The sequence below is a fragment of the Streptomyces sp. V3I8 genome (assembly GCF_030817535.1).
Taxonomy (GTDB): Bacteria; Actinomycetota; Actinomycetes; order Streptomycetales; family Streptomycetaceae; genus Streptomyces.
This window is the reverse complement of the sequence record NZ_JAUSZL010000002.1, coordinates 173,401-190,186: the sequence shown is the minus strand read 5'-3', so window position 1 is coordinate 190,186 and position 16,786 is coordinate 173,401. Positions and strand designations below refer to the sequence as shown.

Sequence of the window (16,786 nt, the reverse complement as noted above, 5' to 3'; positions counted from 1 at the left end):
GCCAGGCGGGACCGCAGGCCGCACCCCCGCCCACGGCACGCCCCGAGGCGCGGCCGGGCGGGGCCGAACGAGTGAACCTGTCAGAAGACCGAAGCCCACCGGACGGACATCAGCACAGGCAGGGCCCTCCCCCCGACCCCAGCCCACCGATGTCACCGTCCCGCAGGGCACCGGCGTAGGCCTGCACCTCGTCCACGTCGCCGTGCAGGTACTCACCCCAGCCGTCACCGGCCTGGGAGCGACCGATCTGCAGGGCACCGGTGCTCTTCCAGCCGTCCGGCAGGGTCCCGGTCGCCCCGGCATGGGTGTAACCGTCGAGGTAGAGCCTGATCGCGTCGGCCGCGTCGTCATAGACCACGGCCAGACGGTGGCCCTGGCCCTCTCCTCCGTCCGCGCCCTCGATCTGGGACACCACCCTCTCGGGGGCCCCGGCCTCGTCCTTCTCCGGCATCACCAGCTGCCAGGTGTGGGCGGAGGGCTCGTAGCGCACCTTGAACGCGTCGGTGTGCTCGCCGGCCTGTGACAGCACGGTCATCGGGTGGGCGGGCTCGGAGTCCGCGAGGCGTACGACGACGCCGAGGGTGAAGCTGTCCCTGGTGTCCACGACGGGCCCGTCGGCAGCGGCGTACCCGTTCTCGCCGTCCAGACGCAGATGTCCGTCGCCGACGAGGGGCGGCGGTACGTAGGTGCAGTCGGGGTCGAGGTCCGGGATGCAGGGACTGTCGGAGCCCCGGTAAACCGAAGCTCCCGTGCCGAGCCGCAGCGGCGCGCCGCCGGACTGCTCGGGACTCGTACCGTCCGTGGCGCTGTCCAGCGACCAGTGACCGAGCAGCTCCGGCTTGCGGTAGGCCAGTTCGGCCGCCTCGTCCGGCACCACGACCCGGTCGTGCACCTGTACGTCACCGATGTCTCCGTGCCACCGGTCCCGGTAGCCGGCCGACCCGCGGGCACGCCCGATCTGGAAGGCGCCGGCCGCCTCGACGGGGGACGCCTGCGCCGCCGTACCGACCTCGTGCCCGTTGACGTACAGCCGTGCCTTCCCGGTCTCGGCGTCGTACAGGCCCAGCACCTGGGCCCATTCGCCGCTCTCGGGGGCGCCGCCGGTCACTCGCGCGCCGCCGATCGCGAACGACCAGGCGGCACCGGAGTCCTGCTGCCGCAGCCCGAGGGCGAAGCCGGGGGCCCCGTCCGCGTCCTGACTGGCGACAGTCATGTTCCGGCCGGTCCCGGCGGGACGCACCCAGGCGCTCACCGCGAAAGTCTTGCGGATGTCGGCCACCGGGACGTCCGGGGTGAGGAAGCCGTGACCGCTGCCGTCGAGGCGGGCCGTGGCGGAGGCTCCGGTGCGCGAGGGCGCCGGGCCGCCGAAGGCCACACCGGTCCCGGCCCGTGCGGCGGTGCCCGACTCGGCGCCGGCGGAGCGGGAACCCGCCGGGTCGTCCAGCTTCCAGCGGGCGACGGGAGCGCGGCCGGCCTTCACGTTGAACCTGTACAGGGACTCCCCGCTGCTCCGGCCCGCCCGGTCGATCGCGCGGATCGTCAGCGACTTGGGCCCCGAGGAGAGCGGCAGGTAGGGAAGGGTCACGGCCGAGCCCGGTCGCTCCGCGGCGACTGTTCCGTAAGGGCCGCCCGCAAAGCCGTACACGTACGACACCACGTCGTCCGAGGGCGAGTCGACGGTGAAGTGGCCGTAGACACCCACCCCGTCCACCCAGAAGACGTTCTCCGGCTCGGGGTATTCGGGAGAGGTGATCGTCGCCTTCGCCGGGCTCTCGTCGTCGTACACGAACGAGCAGACCGCCCCGTCGCCCTCGTCGCTCCAGGCGGAGGTCGCCTTGCCGTCGTTCGCGCGCACGTGCCAGGAGACGACGGTGTTCGCCGGGACGTCGTCCGGCATCCTCCAGTACTGGTGCGACCCCGACGTCAGCGTGATGGTGGTGTACGTCAGCCGCTGCTCCGCCCCGGCCGCGTCCGTCCACCAGGCCTCGAACTCGCCGCTGACCGGGCTGCTCTCGGAGGGCTGGTTGTCCTCCTCGGGGTCGTACAGCACCGCGTCGAGCCTGGGCGGCGCCGACACGTATGCCGTGTCGTCGCCGGTCGCGCAGGCCTTGCTCCCCGACCGGAGGTCCTGGACGAGCGGCTGCTTCGGCGGCAGGTTGTCCACCGCGTGCGCCGTCCCGGCGGCGGTGACGAGCAGCGCCACCGCACAGCTCCCCACCGCCGTCCGTCTGCGTCGGCCCGTCCTTCTGAACCCTGTCAACTTGTGCCTCCTGCGTGAGCGGTTGAGGCTCGTGGATCACACGAGCGCTCGAAACTAACAGGGGCAACCGACAGCGCCGTAAGGGTTTTCTCCTACGGCCCCTCAGAAGGGCTGGTCCCCGGCGATCGCCACCCGCTCGGCCACGCGCCCGTGCGGTGCGTAGTCGTTCACCGCGTAGTGCTGGGTCGCGCGGTTGTCCCAGAACGCGACGTCGCCCTGCTGCCAGCGGAACCGCACCTGGAACTCGGGCACATGGGCCTGCTGGAACAGCAGGCGCAGCAGGCGGTCGCTCTCCTCCTGGCCCATGCCGACGATCCGCGTGGTGAAGGAGGTGTTGACGAAGAGCATGCGCCGCCCGGTCTCCGGGTGCCGGCGCACCACGGGGTGTTCGACCGGCGGGAACTGTTCCTGGTACGGGGCGAGACGCTCGGCCGGGTAGAAGCGGGCGAAGCCCGGCAGGAAGTCGTGGACCGCGCGGGCGCCGTCGATACGGGCCCGCACGTCCTCGGGGAGGTTGTCGTAGGCCGCGGCCATGTCCGCCCACATGGTGTCCCCGCCGAAGGGCGGCACCTCGCGCAGTTGCAGCACCGCGCCCATCGCGGGCCGCGGCCGGAAGGTGACATCGGTGTGCCAGACGTTCTCGAACGTCGGAGCCGCCCCCGTCGCCTTGTCGAAGCGCACCACCTCGGCGGCGTCACCGGTCGCGAGCAGCGGATTGGTCTCCAGCTCACCCCAGTTGCGGGCGAAGTCGCGCTGGGCGGCGGAGGTGAGGTGCTGACCGCGGAAGAAGAGCACCTTCCACTCCAGCAGGGCACGGTTCAGCTCCTCGCGCAGCTCGTCCGTCAGGGGCCGGGACAGGTCCACGCTCCGCACCACCGCACCGATCGTACGTGCCTGTGGCACCAACTCGAAGCGTTCGTACGGGCGTTCAGGGACCCCGGTGGGCAGCCGTTCAAGGATGCGGGTGCCCTCGTAGAGCCCGTCGGCGGGTATGCGGTGGTCGCGCAGGACCGGGAAGGAGGGAAGGACGGGGGAGACGGGCGGTGTGGTGGTGGTCAACGGGAACATCTCCTGGTGATCGGGGGCGGACACGGCCGTCGAACGGAAGGCGTGGAACACCTGGCGTGGGCCCGCCCTGCGGATCGCAGGCGATGGTGACACCGGTGGCGGGGCGGGGCGGACCTCGAGCGGGGATCGCGGCGCCGGGCAGGTGGGCGGGGCGGCGGATCCGGTGGGGCGTCGGGTCAGTAACAGGAAGAGGCGGGGACCGGGGGAGACCCGACCCGGCCGCGGCGGCGCAGGAAGCACAGGCCGCGGGGAGCGCACACACCACGTGCGACACGGCTCTTCGGCCGGTCGTCACACAGGATCGGGTACGCGGTCATGACCGTCACGCTAGCACCAGCAGCCACGAACGTGGGCTTCCGGTACGGGAAGGATTCACCACAGGCGTGCTCGACACCGCCCGGCGACACGGCGACACGGCGACACGGCGACACGGCGACACGGCGACACGGTGAGACAGGTGGCCCGGTGGCCCAGCTGCCCCGTACGCACGAGAACCCGGGCGTCTCCCTTTGTGTCCCGCCACACCCGCCGCGCCCGGCCGCGCCCTCGGGACGCCGAGCTGGAACCAGGCGGCCCGCGCAAGGCGGCGGCCCGCACCGTGCCGCCGCCCGGTGACGTCCGCCTCACGTGCGGGGCGTCCGGCACGGCCGGCCACCGGCGGCCGGATCCCGGCACGGCACCCCGACGGCAGACAGTACGGCTGAGCCACCAGCCACCAGCCACCAGCCACCAGCCACTCGCGCGGAGCCGGCCCGCAGCGGCGTCCGTGCGGCAGCAGGCGGCCCGACTGCAGGCGTCCAGGCGCCCGGCGCCAGGCCGCGCCCCAGCCCGCCGCTCAGCCCGCGTTGATCTTGTCGACGGCGAAGCGCGCCCCCGTCTGCACGCTGCCGTTGACGTGGTACGTGAGGTGCGCCGTCGTGTTGCGCCCGTTGCCGCACACCGGGTCGCCCGTGTTGCAGAACTCCTTCGCCTTCGGGCCGAAGAGCGGGCTGGCCGAGTCGATGGTCCGGCCCGACAGCCGCAGCGGGTTGCCGAAGACCACGACCGCCTTGACCCGGGGCGCCAGGTCGGCCGGGATGGACCGGCCGCTGCCCAGCGTCGTACGGATGCCGAGGGCGATGTCGGTGACGCTGGCGCCCTGCGAGTAGCCGCCGAGGACGAACGAGGTGTCCGGGCAGTTCGCGGCCACGGACCTGACGTGGTCCGTCATGCGGTGGCGCCCGGCCCGGCGCTGGTCTGCGAGAAGTTCGCCGCGTAGTCGACGGCGTGCGAGGTGACGGTCTTGCCGGACAGCCCGCTCTTGATGTTCCGCACCAGCGGCGCCCCCGTGATGCCGAGCCCCGGGGCCTCGCCGGTACCCCGGGCGAAGACGACCTCGACGTCGGAGCACGGGGCCGCGGACGCCATCGAGGGCAGGAGCGTGAGTCCGGCGGCGCCGAGGGCGCCTGCGGCGGCGACGGACACGAGGGTGAGCCGGCGTCGCGATGCGCGGTGGGACATGGGGGTACCTCTTTCCTGAGCGGAGCGGTGGTACGAGCGCCCTCCGGGGATCCAGTGGGGACCTGTACGGCGAGCGCAACAGCAACGTAGGAAGCTCCGCGCCCCTCGCGTATCAGTGGAATCACCAGTGGCCCACCGGCGGTCCACTGTTGGACAATCGGTCAGTAATACCGGCGATCGCACCCGAGTGCGTCCGTCGCTCGCTACGCTCGGCACAGCGAGGCCACAGGGAACGGTGCTGCACGTGAGCCATGAAGCAACTCGGACGGACTCCGACCACCAGGCCGACCACCGGACCGAACACCCCGGCGGCGAGCCACCGCAGGCGCCCGCCGGTCCGTCCCCGACACCCGCCGAGCTGGACCAAGGGCTCCTGCTGCTGCGGGACGGCCCGGTCGCCGACGCGTACAACCTGCTCCTGCTCACCTCCACGGCCCTGCGTACCGCCGACCCGGCCCTGGCGCGCACCGCCTGCGTGCACGCCATGCTCGCCGCCTGGGCGGCCGGCGACCGCGACGGGTACCACAGGGCCCTCGACGACCTGTGCGCCCCCACCGGCCCGGCCGGCCCGGCCGACGCCCTCTGGCGCGGCTACCGCGACGGGATGCGCTGCGTGGTCGACGGGGACTTCGCCCGTGCCAAGGAGCTGCTGCGTCCCGTGCTCGGCGTGCTGACGACGCGGACCGGACTGCCGGGCCTGATGTCGGCCGGCACGATCGCGCTCATGCTGGGCGACCTCGCGACAGCACGCCAGCTGCTCGGCACCGCGCTGGCCACCGCCCGCGCCGACAGGGCGACGGCCCTCGTGCCGCGCATCCTGGAGCATCTGGCGTACGCCGAACTGCGTGAGGGCAGCTACCACCAGGCCCGCGTACACGCCGAGGCCGGTCTGGCGGCGGTCGGCGAAGACGGGCAGCGGAACGTGGCGGCCGGTCTGTCGGCCGTGCTCGCGCTGGCGGCCTCGATCGCGGGCCGGCCGGCGACCGTCGCCACGCACGCCCAGGCGGCCCTGCGCGTCGCCCACGCCCACGGACTGCGCCAGACGAGCACCCTCGCCGAGTGGGCGCAGGCCCGCGCCGACCTCGGGCACGGCAACGCCGACCACGCCGCGGCCCGGCTCGCTCCGCTCGTCCACGCAGGTCCGCGCCAGGGCCATTTCGGCCTGTGGGTGATGGCGGTGCCCTGCTACGTCGAGTCCGCGGTGCTCGCGGGCCACGACGTCGACGCGCAGGACATGATCGACCAGTACGCCGTGTGGGCGGCCATGGGCGCCGACCCGCAGGCCCCGGCGCTGCTGTCGCGCTGCCGGGCGCTGGTGGCGGGCGACGGGCGGAGCGAGGAACTGTTCACCGAGGCCCTGGCGCGGCACGAGAAGGTCAACGGCCCCTACGAGCACGCCCGGACCCATCTCGCCTACGGCATGTGGCTGCGGCGCAGGCGCCGCCCCGGTGAGGCCAGGACGCAACTGCGCGACGCCGTGCTGGGGTTCGAGCGGAGCGGCGCGGACGTGTGGACCGAGCACGCCCGCGCGGAACTGCGCGCCGCGGGGGAGACGCCCGCCGCCGCCCCCGAACCCGGACCGCTGAACCTGCTCACCCCGCAGCAGTTGCGCATCGCCCGCTGCGTCGCCGAGGGCGCCACGAACCGCGAGGTGGCCCGGCAGCTGTCCATCAGCACGCGCACGGTCGAGTACCACCTGCGGAACGTCTTCACCCACCTGGGAGTACGCTCCCGGGTCGCCCTCACCCGGCTCCTCACGGACTAAGGGTGTTGCAGAAGGCCGTGATCATGCAGGCTGAACTGGGCTGTTGGTGTGTGCTGGTCATGCGGTGAGGCCGAGGTTGTGCATGCGGGCGACGGCCTGGACGGCGTGGTGGAGGCCGTCGCCGCGTTGCCGGCAGTCGCGGAGAATCTTGTAGTTCTTCATGCGGGAGAAGATGTGCTCGACGCGGGCGCGGACCTTGCGGTGCTGCGCGTTGTCCTCTTCCTCGCCTTTCAGCAGGGGCCGTCCGGGGCGTTTGCGGTGCGGGACGATCAGGCCGGTGTTGATGTAGGCGCCGTCGCCGAGGACCGTCACACCTGCGCAGGTGTTGGCCAGGCCGGAGCCCCGCGAGGCTTTCGCGTCCGCCGTGTTGCCGGCACTGGGCGGGCGGTGGCCACGACCAGGCGCGTCTCGACGTCCACAATGACCTGCACGTTCGCCGAGAACCGGTAGTTGCGGGACGAGGCTCCGATCTTGCGGTCGCGGACCGGGACGAGGGTGCCGTCCACTCCCGGACCGCTTTCAGCAACCGGCCGAACTGATCGACCCGCAACCCGGTGAACGTCTCCACCCACACCCGCTCGGCCCTCAACACCCCAGCCATACACCGGATATGCCCAGATCACGGCCTTCTGCAACACCCTTTAGAGCGTGCCCTGTCAGGACACGCCCTAGCTCGGCCCGGCTTAGCTTCCGGCCATGGCGATGACCAGTTTGCCGCCCTTCGGGCGCTGCTCGCGCTCCAGCTCCGTCAGGGCGGGAATCGCCTCGGCCAACGGGACCGTACGGGCGATGGGCAGGCGCAGGGTTCGGGCCACCTCCTCCAGGTCGGCGGTCACCGGCCGGGCCATCATCACCCGGAACGGGCCGGGCAGTGCGCTTCTGATCATTTTGGCCGGGGTCGGGATGATGTCGATGATGGTTCCGCCGGGCTTCAGCAGCGTTCGGGCCGCGGCGAAGGGAAGCATGCCGGGCGTGTCGAGGACGAGATCGAACCGTTCCGCGAGGGCAGCCGGGTCGAAGCCGAAACCTACGACGGGCTCGACGCCGAGCTCGTGGGCCTCGTCGGCCGCAGGGTTGCGGCAGCTGCCGGCGACCGAGGCTCCCCGTGCCCGGGCGAACTGGGCGGCGGCCCGGCCCACCCCGCCCAGGCACCCGTTGACGAAGACCGCCTGCCCGGGCCGGATCTCCGCCGTGGCCTGATAGGCGGTCACGCCCACGGTCGGCAGGGCGGCGGCCTGCTCGTACGAAAGGTCCACCGGTTTGAGCACGACCACCTTCTCCGGGGCCGTCACCATCTCGGCGAACGCCCCCGCCTGCCGGAACCGAGCCTGGCCGAGTACCGCGTCGCCGGCCTTCAGGCGGGTGACGCCGGCGCCGACCGCCTCGACGACTCCGGCGAAGTCGTGCCCCATCGCCCGGGGAAAGGAGCGGCCGGTCATCAGCTTCATCTCGCCGTTGCGCATCTTCCAGTCCAGCGGGTTGGAAGCCGCCGCTCGGACGCGGACGAGAACCTCATCCGGACCCGGGCGTGGTGGCTCGAACTCAGCGAGCCGCATCACCTCCGGGCCGCCGTAGCGGTCGTATTCAAGGCGCTTCACGAGGCGTATTCGTTCGAGATCTCGGTGGCGTAGTTCTTCCAGAGCGGTTGCATGGTCTCGGCGTTGACCGGCTGCCCGGAATCGATCATGGCCTTGAAGTCACGGAAGTACTGCACATACAGATCCGGCGTGAAGGTGTTCAGCATGACCGCGTTCTCGTCGCCGACGTTGGCGAACGTGTGCGGCGCCCCGGTCGGCACGATGACCCAGGTGCCCGGCCCGGCGTCGTAGTGGTCCTCGCCGACGGTGAACCGGAAAGTTCCCGCCAGCACATAGAAGCCCTCGTCATGCTGGGCGTGGCGATGCTGCAACGGGCTCGGGGTGCCCGGCGGAATGGTGACCTCGGCGAACCCCAGCCGGTGGTCGGTGTGTTCGCCGTTCTCCAGGATGCGGATCTGCTGCGCCCCGCTGCCGAGGATCTCGCCTTCACCGGGGCGGACGATGTTTACCTTCGCCACGACTTCTCCTATTGCTCTTGCCTGCCTTGGTCACCACCATCCTTGTCCGGGCCGGCTGTGCGCGTCTTGGTCGTCCGTGCACGGTTGCTGGTTACCAGTGCACGGGCGTTGTAGCCGTACGTCGCCTTGAAGAGCTTGCTGAAATGGGTGGGATCGGAGAATCCCCATCGGGCGGCCACGGCGGTGACCGTACGTCCGCTTCCGGTCAGCTCGGCCCGGCAGCGCTCCAGGCGGCGACGGCGGATCAGGGCCGCGACGGTGAGCGGCTGGTCCTCGAACAGCTTGTGCAGCCGGCGTACGGATATGTTGTGGGTGGCGGCGATGCCGGGCGGGGACAGATCGGGATCGGCCAGCCGGGCCTCGATGTAGCCGGCGATCCGGCTCCGCAGCCACTCGTCCGGGGCCGGTTGCTCGTCGCCGAGCCGGGCCTCCAGTGCGACCGCGATCAGCTCGACGACGGCCGCCGCCGACCGCAGCGCCTCCGCCTCGCGGAACTCGGTCGCCGACCACACCGACTCCCGGGCCAGCACGGAGACGAGAGCGCCCGGGCCGTGGCTGCCGTCGATGCGTACGCCGATGAGCCGGTCGATCTGCGCGGGCCGGATCCGAAGCTCCCGGCGCGGAACCAGGATGGTGACGTGCGTCGCGGCGGTGCTCTCGAATTGGAGCGTACGCGTGGGATCGAGCAGTACCAGGTCGGTCGGCCCGAGTTCGGCGTCGCCGCGCCCTTGCTCGATCCGCGTCCGGCCCCGGGTCATCACCTTGATCGCCAGGTTCTCACCGTCAGAGGCGTCGCGCTCCCGCCCGATGCAGGTGCTCTCGGGCGTGTCGAGGGAGACCAGCCGCAGCGGCCCGAGTTCACGGGTGGTGATCCTGCCCCGGAAGCCGGCCCCGGCCCGCTTGTTGATCAGCGGCGGAAACCCGCTGGCGGCCAGCTCGTCCTGGAACGACTCAAGGTTGCCGATCACCGGTCAATGGTAACGGCGACATTTCTGCTCAGGCACGGTGTTCGGCGGGGGGTTACGGCGGCGCTGACCCGCATCTGCTCCACCAGGCTCTGATGCACGCGGTGGACGGCTCAGTCGCGTCGGCTGTAGCGGTACACGGTCGCGGTCCCGATGCCGAACCCGGCGGTGAGCTGAGCGTAGGTATCACCACACCGCAGGTGGGCCAGGGCGAGCAGGGTCTGACGTGCGGGGGAAGGCGCCGCCAATGCCCCGCCCGTTCGACACGGTGTGGTCCATCGGTCTGCCCGTGGCCCACATCGTGTCTCATCGGATTCTTCGCGGTGATCCAGATCCAGGAGAGGTGGGTGGCGGTCCCCTGTGGTTACTTGCGGCCCACCACCCCCGCCAGAAGCTGCGCCGTGCCCTCGGGCGACTCCACCTGGAAGTGGTGGCTGCCCAGGTCGACGAGGGTGATGTCGAAACGGTCCCCGTAGCGGTCGATCGCTTCCTGCTCTGTCAGTTCTCGTATCGCGAACACGGTGATCGGCTGCTTCGTCTCACGCAGCGCTGCGTCCATGTCCCAGTGCACCAGACCCTCGATGGCCCGCAGGCCGGCGGGCTGCCGTACGGCGACCATCTTTTTGAAGTAGGTGTCCTTGAGGGCTTGGTCGGTCCCGGCGGGCGAGCCTCCCTCGACCAGGCCCCGCACCGTTGCGGCGAAGTCCTCGCGGAACATGTGCTTCATCGCCTTGGTCTGCTCCTCGCTCTGCGCCGGGAACAGGCCCAGGTAGTGCAGCGCGTCGAGGGCGACCACGTGCGAGACCGTGTCCGGGAACTGTCGGCCGGCTTCGACGGCGACCGCCCCGCCCAGGGAGTGCCCGGCCACGACCGTCGTGTCCACCGATTCGGCTTCCAGCACGGCGGCTACGTCACGAGCGAATTCCTCGATCGTCCAGTCGTCCCGCGTCGACCGAGACTCGCCGTGCTCGGCGAGGTCGATCGCGAGGACTCGGTAGGTGTCGGGCAGATGATCGGTGACCGCGTCGAAGTCGTTCCGGCTGCATCCCCATCCGTGGATGAGCGTAAGGGTCGGCCCCGTGGCCGGGCCGCTGACCGTGTACCGGATGGTCGTGTGGTCCCCCCGCTGAACCTCGAGGTTCTCCCTGGTCCTGTGTGCGGTAGTCACAATGTCTCCTTTTTGGGAATGGTGAAGAAACCTATGGGTTGGTGCGGTGACGCCGTTCGGCACCTCAGTTGCACGGGACGCTCTGCGGGACCATGACCTCGTGGCGCTTCGCCCGTACCTGGTTCAGGCGCAGTACGAAGGCGGAGGAGGCGATCACCACGATGGTCAGCGCGGAGATCTCGGCGGCCGGCCTCAGACCGATGTTGGTGACGGCGATTCCCCCGAGTACGGAAGGCACGCTGTTTCCCAGGTAGTTGATGACGTTCGCCATGGCGAACACGGCCCCGCGCTCATGCGGCTTGGCCACGCGGGCCAAGGTGCCGAAGGTCGCCAGCACCGACGCGCCGAAGCCGATACCCGAAACGACGGTGCCGACGGCGGCCAGCCAGGCGAGGTCCTGCGTCACTCCGGCGAGCGATGTCAGGGTGCCGAGCCCGAGCAGTGCGGACGAGGGGGCCAGCAGCGAGGACGCCGGCCGGGAGCGGAGCAGGCTGATCGCGACCGCTCCGGTGCCCGCCAGGAGGGTCACGACGACACCGCCGATCAGGTGGCTGTCCAGTCCCAGCAGTTGGGCCGCGACGGACGGGCCGAGCGAGAGGTATATCCCGGCGAGTGCCCAGGCGGCGATCCCCGCCGGCACGAGTGGGACAAGGTCCGCTCGCAGGTGCGCGGGCATCGCGACCCGCGGGCGCAGGGAGGCGACGGCGCCCGGCCGACGGGGTGACGTCTCGGGGGTGAGGGCGACGATCACCGCTGCCGCCGTCATTCCGGCCAGCAGCAGTGCGTAGATCAGCCGGGTCGGGGACGGGGCGAACTGCACCAGCGCGCCACTGCCCAGAGCGCCGAGCGCGAGTCCGCTCAGGGGCGCTATGGAGGTGACGACGCCTGCCCGCCCGCGCGAGGGTTCGAGATCGACGAGCATGGCGCTCAGGGTGGTGGTCGCCGCCCCGGTCGCGATGCCCTGCAGGACCCGTGCGGCGGACAGGACGAACACGTTCCCGGCGACCAGGAACAGGACCAGTGCGACCACCTCCAGTGCGATCGCGGCAGCGAGTACCGGCCGGCGGCCGAGGTGGTCCGACAGTCCTCCCACGGTGAGCAACGTGGTCAGCAGACCGAACACGTACAGGGCGAAGACGACGGTCAGCGCCCACGCCGCGAAATGCCACTGCTGCTGGTAGATCACGTAGAGCGGCGACGGCGCGCTGGAAGCGGCCAGGAAGAGCATGAAGACGGCGGCTACGGCGAGGAAGGCACCCTTTCCCGGGCGGCGGTCCGAACCGCGGGCCGCTGGTACGTGCTGTGTTCTCGTGCCGTACGCCCTGCCGCCCTTACGGTCCCCGGCAGCGCGGTGTGCGATTGTCATCAGATTTTCCCCTCATATCTCCGGTTGCGACTCTGATCTCACAGGGCGCGGTAGTACTGGTTCGGCCAGGACGAGGGGTCGTCGCGCCGGTGGCGCAGGACGAGGTAGGGATCGCGCAGCCAAGCACGTCCCATCAGCACCGCGTCCGCCTGGCCGCTCGCCACGACCTCGCCCGCCAGCGACAGGTCGCCGATCTGCCCGACCGGGGCGACCGGGAGCCCCGAGGCCTGCTTGAGCGTCTCCGCGAACTCGACGTGAACCCCTTCACGCACCGGCGGCCGGGCCTGTGCGTCCTGCACCAGCACCCCGGAGGTGACGTCGAGGAAGTCGATGCCCACGGCGGCCAGTTCCTTGGCGAATGCCGCCGCCTCCTCGATGGAGACGCCGCCCTCGACCCAGTCCGTGGCCGTGATGCGGACGAAGACGGGCTTCTCCGCCGGGAAGGCCTGCCGAACGGCTCGGGCCACGCGCAGCGGGAAGCGCATCCGGTTCTGCAGACTTCCGCCGAACTCGTCCGTCCGGTGATTGGACAGGGGGGAGAGGAACGCGTGGAGGATGTATCCGTGCGACGCCTGGATCTCGGCCACCTGGTATCCCGCCAGGTGAGCCATCTCGGCCGCGTGGGCGAAGTCCGCGACGACCGCGTCGATGTCGGCGTGGCTCGCCTCCTGCGGAAGGCTCAGGTTCCCGAAGGGAACTGTCGACGGCGCGACCGTCTTCCAGCCGCCGTCAGCCACGCCCACCGGGTCGTTCTGGCCCAGCCCGACCCAGGGCAGCTGGTGCGACCCCTTCCGGCCCGCGGCCTGCAGCTGGATCGCGGGAACCGCACCCTGCTCGGAGATGAACGAGACCAGACGCCGGTGCGCGGCGGCCTGCTCTTCGTTCCAGATGCCGAGGTCCGCCGTCGTGCACCGGTGAGCCGGCCCGACGGCCGTGGCCTCGACCATGACCAGCCCGGCTCCGCCGACCGCCCGCGCCCCGTAGTGCACGAGGTGCCAGTCGGTCGGCTTGCCGTCCGCCGCTGCGGAGTACTGAGCCATCGGGGACATCCACACACGGTTGGCGACCGTGACGTCCCGCAGGTGCAGGGGACTCATCTCGGGGCCCGCGAAAGGTGTACCGGACACAGGGGAACTCACTTCCTGAGACACGCAGACCTCGCAGTGGTCGTTGCGTTTGTGGGCTCAACGTAGCACAAACGCATCTACCACTGCACTAAAAAAGCAGTGATCAATGCGATACTGGTCTCATGACCACGCCGACTTCTCCCGCACCCCACGCCGGCAGCCGTCCCGGCGGCCGCTCCGCCAAGGTCCGTGCGGCCGTCCACCGGGCCGTCCAGGAGGTGGTGAGCGAAGACAGTCTCGACGTACTGACGATCCCGGTGGTGGCCGCCCGCGCAGGCGTCCACGCCACCACGGTCTACCGACGCTGGGGCTCCATCGGCGATCTGCTCGCCGACGTCGCGACCAGCCGCTTCTCCGGCGACATCGTCGTGCCGGACACCGGAAGCCTCCGCGAGGACCTGCAGCGCTATGCGTTCGACCTCGCCAGGGACCTCGGCGACCCGGACACCCTCGCCCTCGTACGCGCCACCATCGGCACCGGCGGAGAACAGGGCGCCGCCGCCTGCCGCGGAGAACGCGAGCGAGGGCTCGAAGCCATCCTGGAACGGGAACAGGCCCGCGACGGCCGGCCCCCGACCCTGGAACACACCACGGACGCCCTGCTCGCCCCCCTCTACTACCGGGCCGTCTTCACCAACGAGCCCCTCACCCCCGAATGGACACGCACCCTCGTGTCACGCCTGCTGCCCGACTGACCACGGCCAAACTCCCAGCTGGAGGCCCCTGCCCCTGCCCGCAGGGTCCCGGGGTTCCCGGACTCGTCCGGATCTCAGCCGGCGAGGGGGATGACGCGGAACGAGCACGGCACCTGTGGGTCATGAAGCTCTTCAGACTTCATGACCCACAGGTGCCGTGCTCACTCGTTGCTCCGCCCTGTCCGTGCCCGCGGCGCCGCCCGTCGCGCTCCGTCCGCACCCCGTCCGCGTCCGGTCCGGCCGTGGGCCCTGTCGCCGGAGTGAGGGTCCGGAGTCCGTCCGGTGCCCGAAGGACCGCTGAACCGTCTGGCCGAGGTGCTCGACCCGCGCTAGAACATCGAGAAGGCCGGGCGCTGGAGCAAGGACGTCACCTTCGGGGACGCAACCCCCAGACGCAGCCGCTCGTGGGAGCGCGTGGCCGAGATGATGATCCGCTTGAGGTGGTGGTGCGGTTACCGGGTCAGGTCGACGCCGGTCGCCTTCGCCAGGTAGCGGGCGATCTCCGACTGATCGGGGTTCTCCTCGCCGAGGTCGGCGAGCACTGTCCGACAGAACTGGACACAGGCCTGCGACACCGTTGGCGACAGGCCCAGCAACATCGACAGGTCCAGGGCGTTGGTGATGTCCTTGACGGGCCTTGACCCTTGATCCTTGATCCTGAACACGGGTTATGCGGCTTTGGCCGGCCTAGTTGATGTTGTTTCGAGTGCTCGCTCGTAAGCGATCGGGCTGTGGTGGCCGAGGCTGGAGTGCCGTCGGGCGGTGTTGTAGCGGTGCGGCCGGCAGAAGAGGTCCGGGTGAGCCTCGCGCTCGGTGTCCCAGGCCCGGTGGCCTTGGAGGATCTCTCATTTGCAGGTCGAGTTGAACGACTCGGCGGGTGCGTTGTCCGCGCTGGAGCCGATCGCGCTCATGGCCCGGGTGACGCCGGCCGCGCGGCAGGCGTCGGCGAAGGCCCGGCTGCAGTACTGGGCCCCGTGATCGCTGTGAAAGACAGCACCGGCGAGGCTCCCACGGGTCCGTCCAGAGGAAGGTAGGTAATGTCGCCGACGTGCTGGATGTTCGTCTGGTCGGCGGTGAAGTCACAGCCGATCAGGTCCGGGACCTTCGCGGCGGCCGGGCCGGGGATGGTGGTGCGGTGCCTGCGGCGCAGGCGGAGCCCGGCCGGCCCGGTCGTCTTCATGACCCGCGCGACGCGCTTGTGATTCACCACCTCGCCGTTCTCCCGAAGCTCGGCGGTGATTCTGGGGACGCCGCAGGTGCCGTCCCAGGCCCGGTGAACCGCGCGTATCCGGGCAACGAGTTTCACGTCGGCGGCCCGGCAGGCCGCCCTGGCGGCTGCTGTCCCGCACCAGCAGTAGAAGCTCGAGCGGGCGATGCCGAGGAGGGTGCACAGCCGCTTCACGTCGTAGCGGCACTGGTGGTCGGCGACGAACTGGAAGCGGTTCACCAGCGCGTCTGGCCGGCGAAATACTTCGCGGCTCTGCGCAGGATCTCGCGTTCTTCCTCCAGCTCGCGGACCTTTTTGTGCAGAGCGGCGTTCTCCGCCTCCAGCGGCATGGGCGACTCGGCGGACGACTCCGCCCTCGGGGTGGAGACCCCGCGGAAAAGCTCGCCTCGGTGAGAACCTCGCTGCGCGGCCCACCCATCCGGTTGCATCATGATGCACCGCCGCCTCGCCCGCGACTATGAGATCAAACCCACCCACTCCGAGAGCATGATCTGCTTCGCGATGATCTCCAACCTCGCAAAACGAGCAACCGGCGAAACACCCATAAATTGGATGATCCATGAATTATCCGGTCTTCAATTGGAACGTCTTCTCACCAGTGAAGTTCGAACAGCAGCACCTGCGAGTGGCTGATGCTGTGACCGCATAGGTTCGCCGGGTGGATGTCTTACAGGTTGTTGACGTAGAAGTTGGTGAGCCTTTCGACGGCGGCGTCGACGTATTCGGGCTCGTCGTACATCTCGTAGTGGCCGGCGCCGTCGATCGTCATGAGGTCGACCGGGTTGGGGGCCAGTTTCCACAGCTGCATGCCCATGTCGTAGGAGCCGGTGTTGCCGATGCGTCCGGCGAGGATGACCTGCAGGGGCTGGGTCATGAGCTGGTCGATGAGGTGGAAGGCGTCGTAGCCCAGCAGGAGGGAGTCGCTGCGCAGGAGGCGCCGGTTCGTGGAGTGTTCGTTACCGCCGCGCTCGGTGCGGTAGTAAGTGACGGCCTGAGTGGTGTCGATGTCGGTCAGGCCCGCTGCCGTGGCGTCCTCCAGGGTGTCGGGCAGCCAGTTCACGCGGGTCGCCTCGCCGGATCGGGCTTCTTCGATGCGCGCGCCGGCAAGGGCGTCGAGTGCTGCGGCCGGACCGTTGGGGGAGAAGCTGCGGAACGCGGCGCCGATGTTGACGGGGACGACGGTTCCGACGGCTTTGATGCGGTGGTCGGTGCGGGCGGTGTGCACGGCGTAGCCGCCGCCGGCGCAGATGCCGAGGACGCCGATGCGCTGCGGGTCGATGCCGGGGGTCGTGGTGAGCGCGTCGATGGCGTAGGAGATGTCCTCGCCGCGGCGGTAGGGGTCTTCGAGGTCGCGGGGCTCGCCCTCGCTCTGGCCCTGATGGGCGGGGTCGAGGACGAGCGCCGCGATGCCGCGGGCGGCGAGGCGGGAGGCGTAGTTGGCGCCGATCTGCTCCTTCACGCTGCTGCCTGGGGTGGAGAGCACCACGGCGGGCAGCGGTGCGCTGCTGTCGGCGTTGTCGGGCAGGTGGAGGTCCGCGGCGAGGTTGATGGGACCGCGCGGGATCGTGAGGTGCTGAAGCATGAGCGG

Annotated in this window: 14 protein-coding genes and 4 pseudogenes; 3 read left to right on the top strand and 15 right to left on the bottom strand. The window is 70.5% G+C overall.

Features of this window, described 5'->3' with window-relative positions:
* Positions 1 to 109: 109 nt before the first annotated feature.
* The 3 genes and pseudogenes from QFZ75_RS01010 to QFZ75_RS01000 all read right to left on the bottom strand — a co-directional run bounded on the left by QFZ75_RS01010 (position 110) and on the right by QFZ75_RS01000 (position 4,735).
* On the bottom strand, positions 110 to 2,203 hold the full coding sequence (locus QFZ75_RS01010) for a LamG domain-containing protein (RefSeq protein ID WP_307533313.1): 2,094 nt from the start codon (positions 2,201 to 2,203) through the stop codon (positions 110 to 112).
* Positions 2,204 to 2,362: 159 nt separating this feature from the next.
* Complete coding sequence (locus QFZ75_RS01005) at positions 2,363 to 3,328, bottom strand: TauD/TfdA dioxygenase family protein (RefSeq protein ID WP_373466017.1); 966 nt, start codon at positions 3,326 to 3,328, stop codon at positions 2,363 to 2,365.
* Positions 3,329 to 4,163: 835 nt separating this feature from the next.
* Positions 4,164 to 4,735: pseudogene (locus QFZ75_RS01000) on the bottom strand (cutinase family protein).
* A 337-nt stretch (positions 4,736 to 5,072) separates the two neighbouring features.
* Here QFZ75_RS01000 and QFZ75_RS00995 point away from each other — a divergent pair.
* Positions 5,073 to 6,593 (top strand): LuxR family transcriptional regulator, encoded by a 1,521-nt coding sequence (locus tag QFZ75_RS00995; protein ID WP_307533309.1) that lies wholly within the window; start codon positions 5,073 to 5,075, stop codon positions 6,591 to 6,593.
* A gap of 57 nt (positions 6,594 to 6,650) precedes the next feature.
* Here QFZ75_RS00995 and QFZ75_RS41015 read toward each other — a convergent pair.
* From QFZ75_RS41015 to QFZ75_RS00955, 8 genes and pseudogenes are all read right to left on the bottom strand, one after another.
* Positions 6,651 to 7,194: pseudogene (locus QFZ75_RS41015) on the bottom strand (transposase family protein).
* Positions 7,195 to 7,276: 82 nt separating this feature from the next.
* Entirely contained in the window at positions 7,277 to 8,191 is a 915-nt protein-coding gene (locus tag QFZ75_RS00985) for an NADP-dependent oxidoreductase (protein WP_307533307.1), read from the bottom strand.
* On the bottom strand, positions 8,188 to 8,649 hold the full coding sequence (locus QFZ75_RS00980; RefSeq protein ID WP_195888700.1) for a cupin domain-containing protein: 462 nt from the start codon (positions 8,647 to 8,649) through the stop codon (positions 8,188 to 8,190). Before QFZ75_RS00980 ends, QFZ75_RS00985 begins: the two co-directional genes overlap by 4 nt.
* Positions 8,650 to 8,657: 8 nt before the next feature.
* Positions 8,658 to 9,617 (bottom strand): helix-turn-helix domain-containing protein, encoded by a 960-nt coding sequence (locus QFZ75_RS00975; protein WP_307533305.1) that lies wholly within the window; start codon positions 9,615 to 9,617, stop codon positions 8,658 to 8,660.
* Positions 9,618 to 9,742: 125 nt separating this feature from the next.
* A pseudogene (locus QFZ75_RS00970) lies at positions 9,743 to 9,882 on the bottom strand (transposase family protein); the annotation flags it as partial.
* Between the two features lie 96 nt (positions 9,883 to 9,978).
* Complete coding sequence (locus QFZ75_RS00965) at positions 9,979 to 10,782, bottom strand: alpha/beta fold hydrolase (RefSeq protein WP_307533303.1); 804 nt, start codon at positions 10,780 to 10,782, stop codon at positions 9,979 to 9,981.
* 64 nt (positions 10,783 to 10,846) lie between these two features.
* Positions 10,847 to 12,148 carry an MFS transporter gene (locus QFZ75_RS00960; protein WP_307533301.1) on the bottom strand — a complete coding sequence of 434 codons (1,302 nt, stop codon included), beginning with the start codon at positions 12,146 to 12,148 and terminating at the stop codon, positions 10,847 to 10,849.
* A 38-nt stretch (positions 12,149 to 12,186) separates the two neighbouring features.
* On the bottom strand, positions 12,187 to 13,275 hold the full coding sequence (locus QFZ75_RS00955) for an NADH:flavin oxidoreductase/NADH oxidase (protein WP_307533299.1): 1,089 nt from the start codon (positions 13,273 to 13,275) through the stop codon (positions 12,187 to 12,189).
* Between the two features lie 122 nt (positions 13,276 to 13,397).
* Between QFZ75_RS00955 and QFZ75_RS00950 the strand changes: the two genes are divergently transcribed.
* Positions 13,398 to 13,970: a TetR-like C-terminal domain-containing protein gene (locus QFZ75_RS00950; protein ID WP_307533297.1), complete on the top strand. Its 573-nt coding sequence runs from the start codon at positions 13,398 to 13,400 to the stop codon at positions 13,968 to 13,970.
* A gap of 452 nt (positions 13,971 to 14,422) precedes the next feature.
* On the opposite strand, the gene QFZ75_RS00945 is transcribed toward QFZ75_RS00950, so the two are convergent.
* From QFZ75_RS00945 to QFZ75_RS00935, 3 genes are all read right to left on the bottom strand, one after another.
* On the bottom strand, positions 14,423 to 14,635 hold the full coding sequence (locus tag QFZ75_RS00945) for a hypothetical protein (RefSeq protein ID WP_307533296.1): 213 nt from the start codon (positions 14,633 to 14,635) through the stop codon (positions 14,423 to 14,425).
* Positions 14,636 to 14,877: 242 nt separating this feature from the next.
* Positions 14,878 to 15,417, bottom strand: a complete 540-nt coding sequence (locus QFZ75_RS00940) for an IS3 family transposase (RefSeq protein ID WP_307533295.1) — start codon at positions 15,415 to 15,417, stop codon at positions 14,878 to 14,880.
* On the bottom strand, positions 15,414 to 15,629 hold the full coding sequence (locus QFZ75_RS00935) for a hypothetical protein (RefSeq protein WP_307533292.1): 216 nt from the start codon (positions 15,627 to 15,629) through the stop codon (positions 15,414 to 15,416). The genes QFZ75_RS00940 and QFZ75_RS00935 overlap by 4 nt, the downstream gene beginning before the upstream one ends.
* Between QFZ75_RS00935 and QFZ75_RS00930 the strand changes: the two are divergent.
* Positions 15,619 to 15,750, top strand: a pseudogene (locus QFZ75_RS00930) (IS5/IS1182 family transposase); the annotation flags it as partial. The gene QFZ75_RS00935 and the pseudogene QFZ75_RS00930 sit on opposite strands and share 11 nt — an antisense overlap.
* Positions 15,751 to 15,865: 115 nt before the next feature.
* Here the strand turns inward: QFZ75_RS00930 and QFZ75_RS00925 are convergent.
* Positions 15,866 to 16,780 carry an alpha/beta hydrolase gene (locus QFZ75_RS00925; protein WP_307533290.1) on the bottom strand — a complete coding sequence of 305 codons (915 nt, stop codon included), beginning with the start codon at positions 16,778 to 16,780 and terminating at the stop codon, positions 15,866 to 15,868.
* Between the last annotated feature and the right edge of the window lie 6 nt (positions 16,781 to 16,786).